Origin of the sequence: Thiosulfatihalobacter marinus (genome assembly GCF_016019955.1) — a bacterium.
Classification (GTDB): domain Bacteria; phylum Pseudomonadota; class Alphaproteobacteria; order Rhodobacterales; family Rhodobacteraceae; genus Shimia; species Shimia marinus_A.
Genome location: NZ_JAECRZ010000007.1, coordinates 48675 through 64742 on the forward strand (window position 1 = coordinate 48675; position 16068 = coordinate 64742).

Below are 16068 nucleotides of genomic sequence, written 5' to 3' on the forward strand. Positions count from 1 at the left end.
TCGAAAAGGACGGGTCCAAATGAACCTCTTTACCGAGATGCGTGCGTTGGTGATTGGCGCGCTGGAACGAATGCAGGCCGAGGGCGCGCTGCCTGCGGAACTGGATTTCACCAACGTCGCCGTCGAACCGCCGCGCGATGCCGCGCATGGCGACATGGCGACCAATGCTGCGATGGTTCTGGCGAAACCCGCCAAAGCCAAACCCCGCGATATAGCCGAGGGTCTGGCCAGCATCCTGGCCGGGGATGCGCGGATCACGAGCGCCGATGTCGCGGGCCCCGGTTTCATCAACCTGCGCCTGGCGCCGGAAATGTGGCAGGGGGTGGTCAAGGCTTCGTTGGAAGAAGGCGCGGATTTTGGCCGCTCGGCCATGGGGAAAGGCAAGCGGGTGAACGTCGAATACGTTTCGGCCAATCCGACCGGGCCGTTGCATGTGGGCCACACGCGCGGCGCGGTATTTGGCGATGCTCTGGCATCGTTGTTGGACTTTGTCGGCTATGCTGTGACGCGCGAATATTACATCAATGACGGTGGCGCGCAGGTCGATGTGTTGGCCAGATCGGTCTATCTGCGTTACCTGGAGGCGCATGGGCAAGAGGTTGCCTTTGAGGATGGAACTTATCCTGGCGATTACTTGATCCCGGTGGGCGCGGCATTGAAGGACAAGGTGGGCGATGCGTATGTCGGTCAGCCCGAAGGTGTGTGGCTTGTGGCCATTCGTGAGTTTGCCACAGAGGCGATGATGAACCTGATCCGCGCCGATCTCAAGGCGCTGGGGGTCGAGATGGATGTGTTCTACTCTGAAAAATCCCTGTACGGCACGGGACAGATCGAGGCGGCGCTGAAATCTCTGGAAGACAAGGGCTTGATCTATGAGGGTGTTCTGGAGCCGCCCAAGGGCAAGAAACCCGAGGACTGGGAGCCGCGCGAGCAGACGTTGTTCAAATCGACCGAGCACGGTGACGACGTAGATCGCCCCGTCAAGAAATCCGATGGTGCCTGGACCTATTTCGCACCGGATATTGCCTATCATTATGACAAGGTTTCCAGAGGGTTCGACGCGCTTATTGATGTGTTCGGGGCGGATCACGGCGGCTATGTCAAGCGCATGAAGGCCGCTGTCTCGGCGCTGAGCGATGGCCGGGTGCCGCTGGATATCAAGCTCACCCAACTGGTGAAGCTGTGGAAGAACGGCCAGCCTTTCAAGATGTCCAAGCGCGCGGGAAATTTCGTGACGCTGCGCGATGTGGTCGATCAGGTGGGCGCGGATGTGACCCGCTTTGTGATGCTGACGCGCAAGAACGACGCCCCGCTGGATTTCGATTTCGACAAGGTGTTGGAGCAATCCAAGGACAACCCGGTGTTCTATGTGCAATACGCCCATGCGCGTGTGTGTTCGGTATTGCGCAAGGCGGATGAGGCCGGGATCGCGGCGGATGATGCCGCTTTGATCGGTGCTGATCTGACAAAGCTGGATCACGAAGCCGAGATCAGTGTGGCCCGGAAACTTGCGGAATGGCCTCGGCTGGTAGAGATCGCGGGGCGTACGAACGAGCCGCACCGGGTTGCGTTCTACCTTTACGAACTGGCAAGCGAGCTTCACGCGCTATGGAACCGTGGAAACGACGATCCCGGTTTGCGGTTCATTCAAGAGGGTGACAAGGCCACAAGTCAGGCGAAAATCGCCCTGGCTAGGGCCGTGGCCGTTGTTATTTCTGCTGGTCTTGGTATTCTTGGCGTAACCCCGGCACAGGAGATGCGGTGATAAAGCCGCACGGCGCGCGGAGGTGAGGCAACGGCAAGGCAACTCCGGTGACAACGTATCGCCGGTGGCAGTGAGGCGAAAATGGCAGAGATTCCTTTGGGGATGCGTGGCGCCGACGCGGCGCCAACGCAAAACACCGGTAAGGTTGTGACCTGGGCCGGGGCAGTTCTGTCGTTGGCCTTGGTCGCGGGGACCGGCGTATGGGGCTATAAGCTTTTGGTGCGGGATGTCAGTGGGGTGCCGGTGGTGCGCGCACTGGAAGGCCCGATGCGCAAGAAACCGGATAACCCCGGAGGGGAACCGGCGGAAAACCAGGGGTTGGCCGTGAACAAGGTGGCGGCGGATGGATCGGCGGAAAAGCCGGCGGATCGGCTGGTGCTGGCACCGCCGCCCATTCAGCTTTCAGAGAGGGACGCGGTTGTCGAAGCGACAAGGGCGCCCGTTCTGGAAACCGAAAAGCTGGAGAAACCCGCCCCGCGCTCCAAGCCGGACGCCATCAAAGCGCCGCCTGCTCTTAAGAGCGGCGAGGCGCTGACCGTCGAGGAACTTGCCGCGCAACTGGCGGCGGGGGCCGCTCCGCTGAGCGAAAGCGGGCCTGCCGACACACCACCGGTCAAAACCAGGGTGGCGGCGCTGACGCCAGAGTCCGAACCGGCCAAGGCTTCTCCCAAACCAGTGATCAAGGGTGGTATGAAGCGGTCTTTGCGTCCGGTTCCCCGTCCGGCCACGCTTGCCGCTCCGCAGGCGGAGCAGGTACAGCTGGCGTCGGCCACACCCGCAATCGAGGCCGCGCCCAAGGCCGTCGACGCGGCGGATATACCGGTTGGCACGCGGATGGTTCAGTTGGGCGCCTTTGCCAGTCCCGAAATTGCCGCTGCGGAATGGGACAAGCTGAGCACACGTTTCAGCGACTATCTGGGCGAAAAAACGCGGGTAATCCAGAAAGCGTCGAGCGGTGGCAAGGTGTTTTATCGTTTGCGGGCCATGGGTTTTGCGGATGTGTCTGACGCACGCCGCCTGTGTTCGGCGCTCAAGGCTGAAAACGCCGATTGCATCCCGGTCACAACCCGATGAGCCGTTTCGGCGCCGCGATCTTTGGCTGTGATGGCACGAAACTGAGCAAGGATGAGCGCGCGTTCTTCGGGGATGCGCAACCGTTTGGGTTCATCCTGTTTGCACGCAATATCGACACCGCCGACCAGGTCAGAACCCTGTGCGCCGATCTGCGCGACAGCGTGGGTCATGCCGCACCGATCCTGATCGATCAAGAGGGTGGCCGTGTCCAGAGGATGCGTGCGCCTCTGGCCACCGATTGGCCCGCGCCGCTGGATCACGTTATGGGCGCTGGTAACGCTGCGGAGCGGATGATGTACCTGCGCTATCGCCTGATCGCGCATGAATTGCATGCGGTTGGTGTGGATGCGAATTGTGCCCCGATGCTGGATGTCGCCCGTCCCGAAACCCATCCCTTTCTGAAGAACCGCTGCTATGGCGACGATCCTGCGTTGGTCGCACGGATTGGGCGGGCCGTGGCAAACGGGTTGCTGGATGGCGGCGTTCTGCCGGTTGTGAAGCATTTGCCGGGCCATGGACGGGCCGTTGCCGACAGCCACCATGACCTGCCACGCGTCACGGTTTCGGCGTCCGGGCTGGAAGCTGATTTTGCCCCGTTCCGGGCCTTGAACGACCTGCCGATGGGGATGACGGCGCATCTGGTTTATGAGGCACTGGACACGGTTCCGGCGACGATTTCGCCGGGGATACTTCAACTGATCCGAACCGACATTGGTTTCGGCGGGCTGGTCATGACGGATGACATCTCGATGCAGGCGCTGTCGGGCGCCGTGCCCGAGCGTGCGGCGGCAGCGATTGGGGCGGGCTGTGACGTGGTGTTGCATTGCAACGGTGCGCTGCCCGAACGGGTGGCGGTGGCCGCGGCCTGTGGCGAGATGGGCCCAGAGGCGCAGGCACGGGCCGAGGCCGCGCTTGGGGCGCGGCGGACACCCGAACCGGTTGACATTACGGCGTTGACTGCGGAACTTAAAGCGTTCTGAGCGGGCAGGGGCATGGCCGAAAGCGAGTTCGAGGAAAGCCGGGGGATTTCCGTTGCCGAGCGGTTGGCGGCGGAATCGCTGATTGTGGATGTGGACGGGTTCGAAGGGCCGCTGGACCTTTTGCTGACGCTGTCGCGAACTCAAAAGGTGGATCTGCGCAAGATTTCGATCCTGCATCTGGCCCGCCAATACCTTGCCTTTGTCGAAAAGGCCAAGCAGCTGCGGCTGGAACTTGCGGCGGACTATCTGGTGATGGCCGCTTGGCTGGCTTTTCTGAAATCGCGCTTGCTGCTGCCGCCAGACCCGACGGAAGAGGGGCCAAGCGGCGAAGAACTTGCTGCCCACCTGGCGTTCCAACTGGAGCGATTGCAGGCCATGCGCGATGCGGCCTCCAAGCTGATGGCACGGGATCAGCTCGGGAGGGATTTCTTTGCGCGTGGAATCCCGGAAGACATTATGCGGGTGCGGCGCGTGACGTATACCGCAACATTGCTGGACCTGATGCAGGGCTATGCGCGCATTCGAACGCGTGACGAGTTTCGCCCGTTTACGATGGACCGCGACTCGGTTTTCACCATGGAAGAGGCGCTGGAACGGATGCGCGGGCTGATTGGTTTTGCCGGAGCCTGGACCGATATCCTGAGCTATTTGCCGGTCGGCTGGGAAAACGATCCCAAGAAGCGCCGATCCGCCACGGCGGCCACTTTTGCGGCCTCTTTGGAACTGGCCAAGGAAGGCAGGATCGAAATTCGCCAATCCGAGACATTTGCACCGATAGAATTGCGCAAGAAAGATGAGGGTCATGTCTGAAGGCGTTGACAAAAAAGAGGAAAGTCTTTTCGAAGCTCCGCCGATGGGGGAGCAGGAGCGCATGTGTGAAGCCATCCTGTTTGCCAGTGCAGAGCCGGTGAGTGTCAGGGAAATGAATGCCCGGATGCCGCATGGATGCGACGCTGCCGAGGCGCTGGTTCATCTGCGCAAACGCTACGAGGGGCGTGGTGTGCAGGTGATCAAGGTGGGGGATGCCTGGGCGATGCGCACGGCCGGGGATCTTGGGTTTCTCATGCAGAAGGAAACCGTGGAAACCCGCAAACTCAGCCGGGCGGCCATCGAAACCCTGGCGATCATCGCCTATCATCAGCCCGTCACCCGCGCCGAGATCGAGGAGATACGCGGTGTCAGCGTAAGCCGGGGCACGGTGGATCAGTTGTTGGAAATGGAATGGATCCGGTTTGGGCGCCGCCGGATGACCCCGGGGCGTCCGGTAACTTTTGTTGTTACCGGGGAATTTCTGGACCATTTCGGGCTGGAAAGTGCGCGAGATCTGCCCGGGCTCAAGGAACTTCGGGCAGCCGGTTTGCTGGAAAACCGTCCTCCGCCGGGCGCAATGCCCATGGGTGGAGACGCCGAGGACGAGGCCGAAGACGTGGAAGGCCAGTCCGAATTGTTCGAAGATTGAGAACAATCCGGTGTATTGCGGCACCCTGGCCATATTTCGGGCACAATTTGCGCCTATCTAGGAACGCAACCAGGATTGGAGAATCCAAGATGAACGCCAACCAACTTATGAACATGATCATGCGCATGTTTTTTCGCAAAGCCGTAAATGGGGGCATTCGGGCAGGCATGAAGGCGATGTCAACGCCCGAAAGCGCCGGTCGTGGCAAGCAGCGCAACGGCCAGGGTGGCGGGCAGCAGCAGAACACCAAACGCGCCAGGCAGGCGATGCGCATGGCCCGGCGGATGAACAAGTTCTGAGGGTTATCCCTATGTCTTGAAGTGCTTGGAAAGCTTCAGGCCCTGTCCCTGATAATTCGACGCGATTCCGGCGCCATACAGCTGGTCGGGCACTTCGGCCATTCGTTCGTAGACCAGTCGGCCAACAATCTGGCCATGTTCCAGTACAAAAGGCGCTTCGTGACATCGTACTTCAAGCACCCCGCGTGAGCCAGCCCCGCCGGCGGCGTCATGGCCGAAACCGGGATCGAAGAACCCCGCGTAATGTACCCGGAATTCGCCGACCATCGCCAGGAAGGGCGCCATTTCAGCGGCGTAGGCGGGGGGGATGTGGACGGCTTCGCGGCTGACAAGGATGTAGAACGCGCCGGGATCAAGAATGATCTTGCCATCCGAACTGTGCAGCTCCTCCCAGTATTCCGCCGGGTCGTAAATCCCGATATTGTCAAGGTCGATCACCCCGGTATGAGGCTTGGCGCGATATCCAACAAGCGTACCCTGTGAGGGGCGCAGATCGACAGAGAACCCCAGCCCGTCATCGATCACGGCGTCGCCATCCACCAGGGGGCTTCGCTCGTGCAGCACGTGAAGATCCGCGTCGCTTAGCACGCTTTGGCCGTTACGGAAACGGATCTGGTTCAGCCGCATGCCGGGGCGCACGAGAACGGAAAAGCTGCGCGGGCAGATTTCGGCATAAAGCGGGCCAGTATAGCCGGGCGCGATCCGGTCAAACTCGGTGCCGCCATCGGTGATTGTGCGGGTCAGAAGATCCAGCCGTCCGGTTGAACTTTTGGCATTGGCAACAGCCTGCACGCTCTCGGGCAGGGCCAGCCCCTCCATCAACGGCACCAGATACACACAGCCCTTTTCCAGAACCGCGCCGCCGGACAGATCAATGCGGTGCATCTCGAATTCCGCAAGCCGCTCGGCGACGCTGCGCTCTTTGCCGGACAGGAAAGAGGCGCGCACGCGGTAAGCCACCTCGCCAAGGCGCAGATCCAGCGAGGCGGGTTGCACCTGCCCCTCCACAGGTGGGCGCGTTGTGGTGATCTCTCCGGAGATCAGCATCTTTTCAATGGTTTGGCTGGGCAATACGCCGGTCATGATGCTCTCCCCGGATAAGCAAAACGCCCGGGCCTTGCGACACACGGGCGGTTTTGAATGGTCGGGCTAGCAGGACTCGAACCTGCGACCTTCCGTCCCCCAGACGGACGCGCTACCAGGCTGCGCCATAGCCCGACGATGGGCTGTACATAGCGAATTTGCGGACAGGAGCAAGTCAAAAACGCAACTTTTCTCAGGTGGTTCCGCATTCACCGGCGTGGGCACGCAACGCTGTCAGTTCTGCGACAAGCCGGGCGGCTTTGGCCCGGTGCTGCGGCGCGATATGGGTGGTATGCGCAAGCTGCTGCATGAAGGCTTCGCGCAGATAGGGCGAGGGGGGCGACGGGCACCGTTCGGCGGTTGTGTCGTCGGCCGCGGTTTCCGGAATCGGCACGCGGTCTTCGGGTTCGTCGATGACCGCCGCCGCGCTGTCGCCTTGTGTTTCGTCGCCGGAACGCAAGGTTTGTTCGGAAACACGGTTGATAAGGGCCGGAATCGTATCTTGTGAGGGCGTCACGTTGTCGTCAGACCCATCGGGCGTGCCGCTGTGCAACGTGTCCTGTGCATGGGCAAACAGATCGCTGGCCCCGCCCTGGGACTGTTCCGAGGCCAGCTCTGGGCTTTCCTCGATGTTGTCGTCCAAATCGGTTTCGAAAGACGCATCGGCAGTGGCAATCTGCCTGAGATCTTCGGCGTCCAGTTCGGGCAGATCATCGTCTTCGTCGGACATGCTGACCACTTCGGGCAGATCGTCATCGGCCATTTGCACAGCGTCGTTTTCGGGTAGATAGTCCGCTTCAGCCACCTCAGTGCGGATCGGTTCTGCCATTTTGCCTACGGCATCCATTTCCTCTGTGGTGCTTTCTTCACCATCCAATGGCTGTGACAGGCCAGAGACGTATTTGACTCCCTTTTCGCGCAGCAGTTTCTGCGCGCCTTTGATTGTCATGCCATCGTCATGTAACAGTGTTTTGATGCCGCCCAATAGCAGCATGTCCTGTGGGCGATAGTAGCGCCGCCCGCCGGCGCGTTTGACCGGTTTGACCTGGGTGAATTTGCTTTCCCAGAAACGCAAGACATGGGCCTGGGTATCGAGCCATTCGGCGACTTCGCTGATTGTGCGAAATGCGTCCGGGGATTTGGCCATGTCCGGTGTCCTGCCTTAGCTCTTGTTTCCTGCCGCGACGCGATCTTTCATCAGGTGGGACGGGCGAAATGTCAGCACCCTCCGGGGATTGATTGGCACTTCTTCGCCGGTCTTTGGATTGCGGCCAACCCGCGCGGCCTTGTCGCGCACGCTGAATGTGCCGAAGGATGAAATCTTGACTTGCTCGCCCGCGACCAATGAATCCGACATATGGGCCAGCACACTTTCGACCAGCTGGGCCGAGTCATTGCGGGAAAGGCCAACTTCGCGGAAGACCGCTTCGCTGAGATCCATACGCGTCAACGTTTTTCCGGCCATTCCCAATTCCCCCTGAACAATGTTTCATAAAACATAGGGCCAAGCGAATTTCCGAGTCAATAACAACAGCCTGGGAAGGCGCGATTAATTGCAATGAAGTCCAATGGGTTACCCGCCGGTATTGCCCCTACCACCGCAACACGACCGCGCCCCAGGCCAGTCCGCCACCAATGGCCTCGGCCACCAGAAGATCGCCACGCTTGATTTGTCCACGGGTCACACCCACAGACATGGCCAGCGGAATCGATGCCGCGGAAGTGTTGCCGTGATCCTGCACTGTGACAATCACGCGCTCCATCGGTACGCCCATCTTGCGCGCCGTGCCCTGGATAATGCGGATATTGGCCTGATGCGGCACGATCCAATCCACTGCGTTGTCATCCAGCCCGATCTTGGACAATGCAGCGTGAGCGGTGGATGTAAGCTTTTCCACCGCCTGACGGAACAAGGCATTGCCCTGCATACGCAATTTGCCCGAGTCTCCGGTGGTGGAAACACCCCCGTCGACATAAAGCATGTCGCGATATCGGCCGTCGGAATTAAGGTCGCTGGAGAGAACGCCCCGGTCAGTCACGTCGCCGGCGCCATCGCAAGCTTCAAGAACAAGCGCGCCCGCGCCATCGCCAAAAAGCACGCAAGTCGATCGGTCGGTCCAGTCCATGATGCGAGAGAAGGTTTCGGCGCCGATAACCAGAACCCGCCTGGCCTGGCCCGAGACGATCAGCGCGTTGGCGTTGGTCAGGGCAAAGATGAAACCGGCACAGACCGCCTGAACGTCAAACCCAAAGCCCCTTGTCATGCCCAATTTGTCCTGCACCATGGTCGCCACGGACGGGAAAGTAAGATCTGGGGTAGAGGTCGCGACAACAACTGCATCAATGTCATCAACGCTCAGACCGGCATTGTCCAGCGCCGCACGCGCGGCAAACGTCGCCAGATCCGACGTGGTCTCATTCTCGGCGGCAAAATGGCGCCGCTCTATTCCTGAACGCGACCGAATCCACTCGTCAGACGTATCCAGCGATTTTTCAAATTCCGCATTGGGTACGACCCGTTCCGGCAAGTAGTGGCCTACGCCCATCACCACGGCGCGTGTCGTCATGTCAATGCCTTGCTAGTTGTCTGTTGCGCTGCCTTGCGGCGCATCTTGCGGCAGCGAGACTGCGGATGCAACCCGCGCCGCGAGCTTTTGCGAAAAGCCCGAGTGGCCCAGTTTGAAGGCCAGCTTCACAGCCGAGGATACACCCGTCGCATCCGAACTGCCATGCGATTTCACCACGGTTCCGTTCAGCCCCAGAAACACGCCGCCATTCACGCGCCGCGGGTCGATCCGCTTGTTCAGACGGTTGAGCGAGGTATAGGCCAGAAGTGCCGCAAGGCGGGACAGGGGCGAGAACTTGAACGCTTCGCGCAGCAACTGTCCGATCAGTCCGGCGATACCTTCTCCGGTCTTCAGCGCCACGTTGCCAGTAAAGCCATCGGTCACGATCACGTCGGCCACATTGCCTGGAAGATCGCGCCCCTCGACAAATCCGACATACTCATAATTCGCGGCCTCGGCGTTCTGGGCGATCAGGGCATTAGCCAGCTTGAGCTCGGAACGCCCCTTGTGCTCTTCGGTGCCAACATTCAACAAACCGATGCGCGGACGTGAAATTTCCATACCGTTGCGGGCATAAGACGCGCCCATCAGCGCATATTGCAGCAGATCGTTTTCGTCGGCCCGGATATCGGCACCCGCATCGAGCATAATGTTGAACCCTTGCGGGTTGGTCGAGGGCCAGAACACGGCGATGGCCGGGCGGCTGACGCCGGGCAGTTTGCGCAAGCGCAGCACCGAAAGCATCATCAGCGCCCCGGTATTGCCACAGGAAACGCAGGCGTCGGCCTCTCCGTTGCGCACGCTGTCGACTGCCGACCACATCGATGTATTCTTGCCGTGCCGCATCACCTGGCTGGGCTTGTCGCCCATCGACACGACATCGTCCGCGTGGCGAATCTCGACCCGTCCGGCAAGGTATTTGCGCCGGGCCACGAGTTTTTCCAACTTGGCCTTGTCACCATGCAGAATGAACCCGATATCGGGGTTCTTTCTGGCGGAATGCGAAATGCCGGCAACAACAGCTGCCGGCCCGCGATCGCCACCCATGGCGTCAACAGAGACAATAGTGCGCCCGACACCCGGGTTTGCTGTATGAGTCAAACCTGACATGCGGGCGCGTGTCCCAAAAAGTTAAGCCGCGTCTTCGTCCAGATCGACTTCTTCGACCATGGCCACGATCTCACGGTCATCATAGTGACCACAAGAGGCGCAAACGTGGTGCGGACGTTTCAGTTCGCCACAGTTCGAGCATTCGTTGGGGTTCGCTGCAACCAAGGCGTCATGGGCACGGCGGTTGTTGCGGCGCGATTTCGATACTTTGTTCTGCTGGACAGCCATTGTCGCAACCTTCGATTTACAGGGGTGAATGACAGCGCATTCCACCCGATTTCCTGAGCGTCCCGAGCCATTACGCGACCTGCGCGCCCGAGTCCAACTCTAAATTCCAATGAGCGCGCGAAAATACTGCGAATTCCGCCCGACGCAACCCCCTATTTTTCGTCCTTGTCACCCAGTTTGTCGCGCAGGGCGGCCAGGCCGGCAAAGGGGCGTGCATCTTCGTCGGTCATCGCCTGTATCCCAGGTTCTGTAAAGGCGGTTTTGAAGATCTCCGCGCCTTTTGCCCGCGGATAAAGCGGCAGATGCAGAGCCAGCGCCTCGGTCATGACCAAAGCAACATCGATCTGCGCCCCAAGCTGTTCGGCGTTTTCATCCTCGGGCATCTCGATCTCTTCCTCGTCGCCCAATTCGGGCATCGTCGCCATAAAGTGGCGCACGATATCCGTGTCGATCCGGGTGGTGACGGGAGCAAGCGTTACGACGCAGGGCTGCACAACTGTGGCGCCCAGCCGCGCATGAAGGGTCCAGTCTGTTTTGCCTCTTGCGGTAATGCCGCCCACCAGCGACAATTTACGTAATCCAAGAAGGCCAAGCTCGTTGGTGAGCCCGTCAAGCCATGTTGGATCCGGGCGCAGTTCGAACCGCGTGGGCCGGTTCTGTGGCAGGTCGGCAACGCGAAAACACGAGATGGGGCGGGATCTGGCAGGCATCGGCAGGTGCTTCCATTCTTGAACAGGGGGCTTTCCTTCTGTAAGCGGGATAGAAGGCAGGACAGGCCAAGGCAAGAGGGCAGGCATGGCACGAGGCGGCAAGGCGATCAAATCGATACTTTTCGGCATGGCGCTGATCGTGGCGGTTTCCTGTACGACACAGTACCGCAATCACGGCTACATGCCGCCGGACGAGGACATCGCGGCGATCACACTGGGTGTGGATACACGCGATACCGTGGTCGAAACCTTGGGGTCGCCGTCGGCGGGCGGGGTGTTGAAGGATGGCAGCTTTTACTACGTGCGCTCCAGGGTCAGAACCTATGGCGCGCGCGAACCGAAGGTGATCGAGCGCAAGGTGATGGCGGTGGATTTCGATAACCGCGGAATCGCGCGCAACATACGCCAGTTCGGTCTGGAAGACGGACGGGCAGTTCCGCTGGTGGTGCGCGTGACAGATGGCAATCTGGGCAATGTCAGCTTTCTCAAGCAACTGTTGGGCAGCATCGGCAATTTTGACCCGTCCGGTTTTGGTATCTAAGCGAAATTGTCGCTCGGCTGTTACCTGCGCCCATGTATAGTGCAACGCATCAGATGGGCGGGCCGGACATGGTTTCACTTTGCAGGGGACGGTATTGCGTGCGCCTGGCGCAGACGCCGCAGGATATCGGCGCCGCGCAACGATTGCGCCAGCGCGCGTTTCTGGGTGGAGATGGCGGGCGGCGTGACGCAGACCCGTTCGATGAGATTTGTGCACATATTCTGGTCGAGGAGGCCGAATCCGGGAGGCTGGTTTGCTGTTTCCGTTTTCTGACTTTCAGCGGCGGGGGTGAGATCGAGCGCAGCTATTCTGCGCAGTTCTACGAGCTGAGCGCATTGCGCAGATTTGACGGTCCGATGGTCGAGATGGGGCGGTTCTGTATAGATCCTGATTGCACAGACCCAGACATCCTGCGCGTGGCCTGGGGCGCGATGACCGCGTATGTGGATGAAAACAATGTGGAAATGTTGTTTGGGTGCTCGTCTTTTTCCGGAACGGACACGCGGGAGTACCTGGATGCTTTTGCGATGCTGCGCGACCGCCACATCGCCCCCAAACGGTGGCTTCCGAAGGTCAAGGCGCCCGATGTATTTCGGTTCGCGACACGGCTGCGGCGCAAGCCCAACCCGAAGCTGGCGCAGTTGCGTATGCCGCCCCTGCTGCGTTCCTATCTTCTGATGGGCGGATGGGTCAGCGATCATGCCGTGGTCGACCAGCAGATGAACACGTTGCACGTGTTTACAGGATTGGAGATCCGGGCGATTCCCCCGGCGCGCAAGCGCCTGTTGCGAGCGATTGCCAGTTGAGTATTTGGGGAACAATGAAAGGCAGTTGACCGGATCGGCACGGCGGTTTAGCCGGTGCACATGGCACGTATACCCCTTTTACAGATGAGCGACATTTCCCTGACCTTTGGCGGGGAGCCGGTGTTTGACGATCTGAACCTTGTGGTGCAGCCCGGAGATCGGGTGGCGCTGGTGGGGCGTAATGGATCGGGCAAGTCGACCTTGATGAAGGTGATGGCCGGGCTGGTGGAGCCGGATCACGGCAACATGGTGGTCCCGCCGGGAACCAGCGTGGGATACATGGAGCAAGACCCTGATATGACTGGGTTTTCCACGTTGGGAGACTTTGCGTCGGCGGGGCTGAATTCAGGCGAGATGTACAAGGTGGAGCGAGCCGGGGAGGGATTGAAATTTGATCCAGCACGACCGGTTCAGACGGCCTCGGGCGGGGAACGGCGGCGGGCGGCGCTGGCGCGGCTGATGGCCGAAGCGCATGATCTGATGTTGCTGGACGAGCCGACCAATCATCTGGACATCGAAGCGATCGGGTGGCTGGAGGCAGAGCTGAAGGAAACGCGGGCAGCCTTTGTTCTGATCAGCCACGATCGCGCCTTTTTGCGTGAATTGACGCGGGCAACCCTCTGGATTGACAGGGGTATGGTGCGTCGAAGTGAAAAGGGATTTGAAGGGTTCGAAGCCTGGCGCGACAAGATATGGGATGAGGAAGACACCGCGCGGCACAAGATGAATCGCAAGATCAAGGCGGAAGCGCGGTGGGCCGTAGAGGGGATCAGCGCGCGGCGCAAGCGGAACATGGGACGGGTGCGCGCGCTTAAAGAATTGCGGGCTGTGCGGGCGTCGATGATTCAGCGACAAGGCGCGGCGGCGCTGGATTTGACTTCGGGGCCGAAATCGGGAAGAAAAGTGATTGATGCCAGAGGTTTGTCCAAGTGTTTTGACGGCAAGCATATCGTGCGGAATTTTTCGATCACGGTGCAGCGCGGTGATCGGGTTGCGTTTGTCGGACCCAACGGAGTTGGCAAGACGACGCTGATCAAGATGCTGATGGGCGAGGTGACGCCGGATGAAGGCACGGTGACACAGGGCACTGGCCTGTTGCCGGCTGTGTTTGATCAGGCGCGCAGCAAGCTCGACCCGGAGTTGTCCTTGTGGGACAGCCTGACGGGCGATCCGGAGATGCGGGTTTCGGGCAAGGCCGATCAGGTGATGGTGCGCGGCAACCCCAAGCATGTTGTTGGTTATCTTAAGGAATTTCTGTTTGACGAACGGCAGGCGCGCGCGCCTGTGAGGTCTCTATCCGGGGGTGAGAAAGCACGTCTGCTTTTGGCGAGGCTGATGGCCAGGGAAAGCAACCTGTTGGTGCTGGATGAACCGACAAATGACCTGGATGTGGAAACGCTCGACCTGTTGCAGGAGGTGCTGGACGACTACGACGGCACCGTGCTTCTGGTGAGCCACGATCGGGATTTTCTGGACCGTGTGGCCACGACAACGGTAGCGATGGACGGTACTGGGCGCGCGGTGATTTATGCCGGGGGATGGAGCGATTATCGCCGTCAGCGTGGGCAGGATTTTCCGGAAAAAAATGCTGTAAAAACAGTGCCGAAAGCGGAGAAGGTCAAGCAGGAGAAAGCAGCTAGGGAGGGCTTGAGCTTTACCGAGAAACACCGGCTGGACGCATTGCCGGAGGTGATGGATCGGTTGGGGGCGGAGATTGCCAGGCTGGAAGCGTTCATGGCCGATCCCGAATTGTTCTCCAAGGAGCCTGTGAAGTTCCGGAAGGCGACGGAAGCGCTTGTGGAGCGCCAGAAGGCGCTGGCGGAAGCAGAGGAAGAGTGGCTTGAACTTGCGGAAAAGGCGGAAGATTCGGGAGCCTGAGAGACTCAAAGGTTAACGCCCTTGTTTTTCAGGGAGTCGCGCGTCGGCAGCACGTCGGTATTGCGTCGGTATTGCATCGGTTCGGACATCCAGGGCACCGGCGGTTAACCGCGCGTGCGCAAGGGTTTGGTAAGGTTTCGCGCTTAAAGTGGAGCGGGTGGTGCCTTGGGCGCCAGGCATACGGATCGAAATGGCGCGTGGACGGATATGGGTTTTTTGGCAAGGTTCAGTCGGGAAGGCCGATTTGCGGGATGTATCCGGCGCGCAGAGCCTTGAGAGAGGGCAATGGGGTCAGGACCGTGACGTGCCCAGCGGGGCGTGGTTGCGGTGTGGCATAGCCTGAAGGGCGGAAGGGACAAACAGCGTCGTGCCAGATCAGGGCGGGGCCGGCTTCCGTCAGGATGAACGCGCCGTCAGGGAGCGTTGCGGCCTCGGCGTCATAACGGCGTTGCGTAAAGCGACGCGGAATAGCGCGGGCCGCATGCAAAATGGTGTCGAATTCGGAGATGGAGCCGGAATGCCCGGTGGCATGGAGAAAGGCTCGGTAGGCAGTTCGGCGGCATTCGCCGCAGGGGCGATGGCCAGCGGCGAGGGCGACAGCCTCGTCATGGAAGAACAGTTCCGTGTAGTGCCCCGGGACCATGAGCGGGCGTTTACGGCCCTTGAAACGGGTCAGGCAGCAGACCCATGCCTTGTGACGCCAGCGGCGGCGGGTCAGGCCATGTTCATCGTGCAGGATGCCACGATTGCCCATGAAAGCCCCGCGCGCGGGGTGTGCGATGATCTCCGAGGTCGGTTGAACGCGGTTCTGGAGGGGCATGGCACGGTTGTGAGGGACGCCGGGGGATGAGGCAAGAGACGTGGGGAAGAATTGCTTGCGATGCGGCGGCCCCGTGCAATCTGGTTTCTTGGGGGCTGATCCGTTAGCATGTGATATCGTTTCCGGCGAGTAGAACAGGGCCATGACCATACGACGATTTCGCAATGCCGTGCCAACGGATGCGTCGCGCTGTTTCGACATCGAGGCCGCGGCCTATGGCGGCGAAGAGGCGGCCACGTTTGAAAAGATCGCCAGGCGCATTGGCGCTTATCCGCAAGGCTTTCTGGTTCTTGAAGTCGATGCCACGATTGCCGGATTTATCAACAGCGGCTGTGCCCACGATGTTGAAATGTCTGACGACGATTTCAAGGAGTTGATCGGGCATGATCCGGCGGCGGCGCATGTGGTGATCATGTCCGTTGTGGTGGATCCGGTGTTTCAGGGGCGTGGCCTGTCCGGGGCGCTTATGGATGAATTCGTCAAACGTATGATCTCTCTCGGGAAAAAGTCCATCCATCTCATGTGCAGAGAGCATCATGTGCCACTTTATGAGAGGTTCGGGTTTTGCTATGCGAAGCCTTCCGCATCAGAGCATGGTGGGGGCCAGTGGCATGAAATGATGAGGGACTTGCCGAACGCCTGAGCCGGAAGCCTGGGCAAAAGGCGGTGCCCGGTGGGGGACAGCGGAAGGTGTCCTGAGAGGGGGTGGGCCCGTCTGGACGTGACCGGACAGAGCAAATGCCGCGCC

Annotated in this window: 18 protein-coding genes and 1 tRNA gene; 10 read left to right on the forward strand and 9 right to left on the reverse strand. The window is 60.2% G+C overall.

What is annotated here, in order from left to right:
- Positions 1 to 19 precede the first annotated feature (19 nt).
- The 6 genes from argS to I3253_RS11905 all read left to right on the forward strand — a co-directional run bounded on the left by argS (position 20) and on the right by I3253_RS11905 (position 5577).
- A complete protein-coding gene (gene argS, locus I3253_RS11880) occupies positions 20 to 1765 on the forward strand; it encodes an arginine--tRNA ligase (protein WP_197917896.1) in 1746 nt (581 codons plus the stop codon).
- Positions 1766 to 1846: 81 nt separating this feature from the next.
- A complete protein-coding gene (locus I3253_RS11885; protein WP_197917897.1) occupies positions 1847 to 2839 on the forward strand; it encodes an SPOR domain-containing protein in 993 nt (330 codons plus the stop codon).
- Complete coding sequence (locus I3253_RS11890) at positions 2836 to 3819, forward strand: glycoside hydrolase family 3 N-terminal domain-containing protein (RefSeq protein ID WP_197917898.1); 984 nt, start codon at positions 2836 to 2838, stop codon at positions 3817 to 3819. Before I3253_RS11885 ends, I3253_RS11890 begins: the two co-directional genes overlap by 4 nt.
- Before the next feature lie 12 nt (positions 3820 to 3831).
- The gene (locus tag I3253_RS11895) at positions 3832 to 4629 is read left to right on the forward strand and encodes a segregation and condensation protein A (protein ID WP_197917899.1); all 798 of its coding nucleotides are present in this window, start codon (positions 3832 to 3834) and stop codon (positions 4627 to 4629) included.
- Entirely contained in the window at positions 4622 to 5278 is a 657-nt protein-coding gene (scpB, locus tag I3253_RS11900) for an SMC-Scp complex subunit ScpB (RefSeq protein ID WP_197917900.1), read from the forward strand. Before I3253_RS11895 ends, scpB begins: the two co-directional genes overlap by 8 nt.
- 89 nt (positions 5279 to 5367) lie before the next feature.
- Complete coding sequence (locus I3253_RS11905; RefSeq protein WP_197917901.1) at positions 5368 to 5577, forward strand: hypothetical protein; 210 nt, start codon at positions 5368 to 5370, stop codon at positions 5575 to 5577.
- Between the two features lie 9 nt (positions 5578 to 5586).
- Here the strand turns inward: I3253_RS11905 and I3253_RS11910 are convergent, their stop codons facing one another.
- The 8 genes from I3253_RS11910 to I3253_RS11945 all read right to left on the reverse strand — a co-directional run bounded on the left by I3253_RS11910 (position 5587) and on the right by I3253_RS11945 (position 11275).
- A complete protein-coding gene (locus tag I3253_RS11910; RefSeq protein ID WP_197917902.1) occupies positions 5587 to 6660 on the reverse strand; it encodes a 2'-deoxycytidine 5'-triphosphate deaminase in 1074 nt (357 codons plus the stop codon).
- Positions 6661 to 6718: 58 nt separating this feature from the next.
- Positions 6719 to 6795 (reverse strand) — tRNA-Pro (locus I3253_RS11915).
- Positions 6796 to 6853: 58 nt separating this feature from the next.
- A complete protein-coding gene (locus I3253_RS20465; protein WP_232237021.1) occupies positions 6854 to 7807 on the reverse strand; it encodes a MerR family transcriptional regulator in 954 nt (317 codons plus the stop codon).
- A 15-nt stretch (positions 7808 to 7822) separates the two neighbouring features.
- Positions 7823 to 8125, reverse strand: a complete 303-nt coding sequence (ihfA, locus tag I3253_RS11925; protein WP_197917903.1) for an integration host factor subunit alpha — start codon at positions 8123 to 8125, stop codon at positions 7823 to 7825.
- Between the two features lie 127 nt (positions 8126 to 8252).
- Positions 8253 to 9227, reverse strand: coding sequence for a beta-ketoacyl-ACP synthase III (locus I3253_RS11930; protein ID WP_197917904.1), 975 nt, complete (start codon positions 9225 to 9227; stop codon positions 8253 to 8255).
- Between the two features lie 12 nt (positions 9228 to 9239).
- Complete coding sequence (plsX, locus tag I3253_RS11935) at positions 9240 to 10337, reverse strand: phosphate acyltransferase PlsX (protein ID WP_197917905.1); 1098 nt, start codon at positions 10335 to 10337, stop codon at positions 9240 to 9242.
- A 21-nt stretch (positions 10338 to 10358) separates the two neighbouring features.
- Complete coding sequence (gene rpmF / locus I3253_RS11940) at positions 10359 to 10565, reverse strand: 50S ribosomal protein L32 (protein ID WP_197917906.1); 207 nt, start codon at positions 10563 to 10565, stop codon at positions 10359 to 10361.
- Positions 10566 to 10717: 152 nt separating this feature from the next.
- Positions 10718 to 11275, reverse strand: coding sequence for a YceD family protein (locus tag I3253_RS11945; RefSeq protein WP_197917907.1), 558 nt, complete (start codon positions 11273 to 11275; stop codon positions 10718 to 10720).
- Positions 11276 to 11360: 85 nt separating this feature from the next.
- On the opposite strand from I3253_RS11945, the gene I3253_RS11950 reads away from it, so the two are divergent.
- The 3 genes from I3253_RS11950 to I3253_RS11960 are packed head-to-tail and all read left to right on the forward strand — an operon-like array spanning position 11361 to position 14500.
- On the forward strand, positions 11361 to 11816 hold the full coding sequence (locus tag I3253_RS11950) for an outer membrane protein assembly factor BamE (protein WP_197917908.1): 456 nt from the start codon (positions 11361 to 11363) through the stop codon (positions 11814 to 11816).
- Between the two features lie 53 nt (positions 11817 to 11869).
- Positions 11870 to 12622 (forward strand): GNAT family N-acetyltransferase, encoded by a 753-nt coding sequence (locus I3253_RS11955; RefSeq protein ID WP_232237031.1) that lies wholly within the window; start codon positions 11870 to 11872, stop codon positions 12620 to 12622.
- A gap of 60 nt (positions 12623 to 12682) precedes the next feature.
- Entirely contained in the window at positions 12683 to 14500 is a 1818-nt protein-coding gene (locus I3253_RS11960) for an ABC-F family ATP-binding cassette domain-containing protein (RefSeq protein WP_197917910.1), read from the forward strand.
- A 226-nt stretch (positions 14501 to 14726) separates the two neighbouring features.
- Here the strand turns inward: I3253_RS11960 and I3253_RS11965 are convergent, their stop codons facing one another.
- Complete coding sequence (locus tag I3253_RS11965; protein WP_232272151.1) at positions 14727 to 15254, reverse strand: hypothetical protein; 528 nt, start codon at positions 15252 to 15254, stop codon at positions 14727 to 14729.
- 208 nt (positions 15255 to 15462) lie between these two features.
- Here I3253_RS11965 and I3253_RS11970 point away from each other — a divergent pair, with 208 nt between their 5' ends.
- Complete coding sequence (locus I3253_RS11970) at positions 15463 to 15963, forward strand: GNAT family N-acetyltransferase (protein ID WP_232237022.1); 501 nt, start codon at positions 15463 to 15465, stop codon at positions 15961 to 15963.
- Positions 15964 to 16068 lie beyond the last annotated feature (105 nt).

Coding starts and splice junctions, on each gene's coding strand:
- argS (WP_197917896.1), top strand. CDS start 20: ATGAACCTCTTTACCGAGATGCGTGCGTTGGTGATTGGCGCGCTGGAA.
- I3253_RS11885 (WP_197917897.1), top strand. CDS start 1,847: ATGGCAGAGATTCCTTTGGGGATGCGTGGCGCCGACGCGGCGCCAACG.
- I3253_RS11890 (WP_197917898.1), top strand. CDS start 2,836: ATGAGCCGTTTCGGCGCCGCGATCTTTGGCTGTGATGGCACGAAACTG.
- I3253_RS11895 (WP_197917899.1), top strand. CDS start 3,832: ATGGCCGAAAGCGAGTTCGAGGAAAGCCGGGGGATTTCCGTTGCCGAG.
- scpB (WP_197917900.1), top strand. CDS start 4,622: ATGTCTGAAGGCGTTGACAAAAAAGAGGAAAGTCTTTTCGAAGCTCCG.
- I3253_RS11905 (WP_197917901.1), top strand. CDS start 5,368: ATGAACGCCAACCAACTTATGAACATGATCATGCGCATGTTTTTTCGC.
- I3253_RS11910 (WP_197917902.1), bottom strand. CDS start 6,660: ATGACCGGCGTATTGCCCAGCCAAACCATTGAAAAGATGCTGATCTCC.
- I3253_RS20465 (WP_232237021.1), bottom strand. CDS start 7,807: ATGGCCAAATCCCCGGACGCATTTCGCACAATCAGCGAAGTCGCCGAA.
- ihfA (WP_197917903.1), bottom strand. CDS start 8,125: ATGGCCGGAAAAACGTTGACGCGTATGGATCTCAGCGAAGCGGTCTTC.
- I3253_RS11930 (WP_197917904.1), bottom strand. CDS start 9,227: ATGACGACACGCGCCGTGGTGATGGGCGTAGGCCACTACTTGCCGGAA.
- plsX (WP_197917905.1), bottom strand. CDS start 10,337: ATGTCAGGTTTGACTCATACAGCAAACCCGGGTGTCGGGCGCACTATT.
- rpmF (WP_197917906.1), bottom strand. CDS start 10,565: ATGGCTGTCCAGCAGAACAAAGTATCGAAATCGCGCCGCAACAACCGC.
- I3253_RS11945 (WP_197917907.1), bottom strand. CDS start 11,275: ATGCCTGCCAGATCCCGCCCCATCTCGTGTTTTCGCGTTGCCGACCTG.
- I3253_RS11950 (WP_197917908.1), top strand. CDS start 11,361: ATGGCACGAGGCGGCAAGGCGATCAAATCGATACTTTTCGGCATGGCG.
- I3253_RS11955 (WP_232237031.1), top strand. CDS start 11,870: ATGGGCGGGCCGGACATGGTTTCACTTTGCAGGGGACGGTATTGCGTG.
- I3253_RS11960 (WP_197917910.1), top strand. CDS start 12,683: ATGGCACGTATACCCCTTTTACAGATGAGCGACATTTCCCTGACCTTT.
- I3253_RS11965 (WP_232272151.1), bottom strand. CDS start 15,254: ATGGGCAATCGTGGCATCCTGCACGATGAACATGGCCTGACCCGCCGC.
- I3253_RS11970 (WP_232237022.1), top strand. CDS start 15,463: ATGACCATACGACGATTTCGCAATGCCGTGCCAACGGATGCGTCGCGC.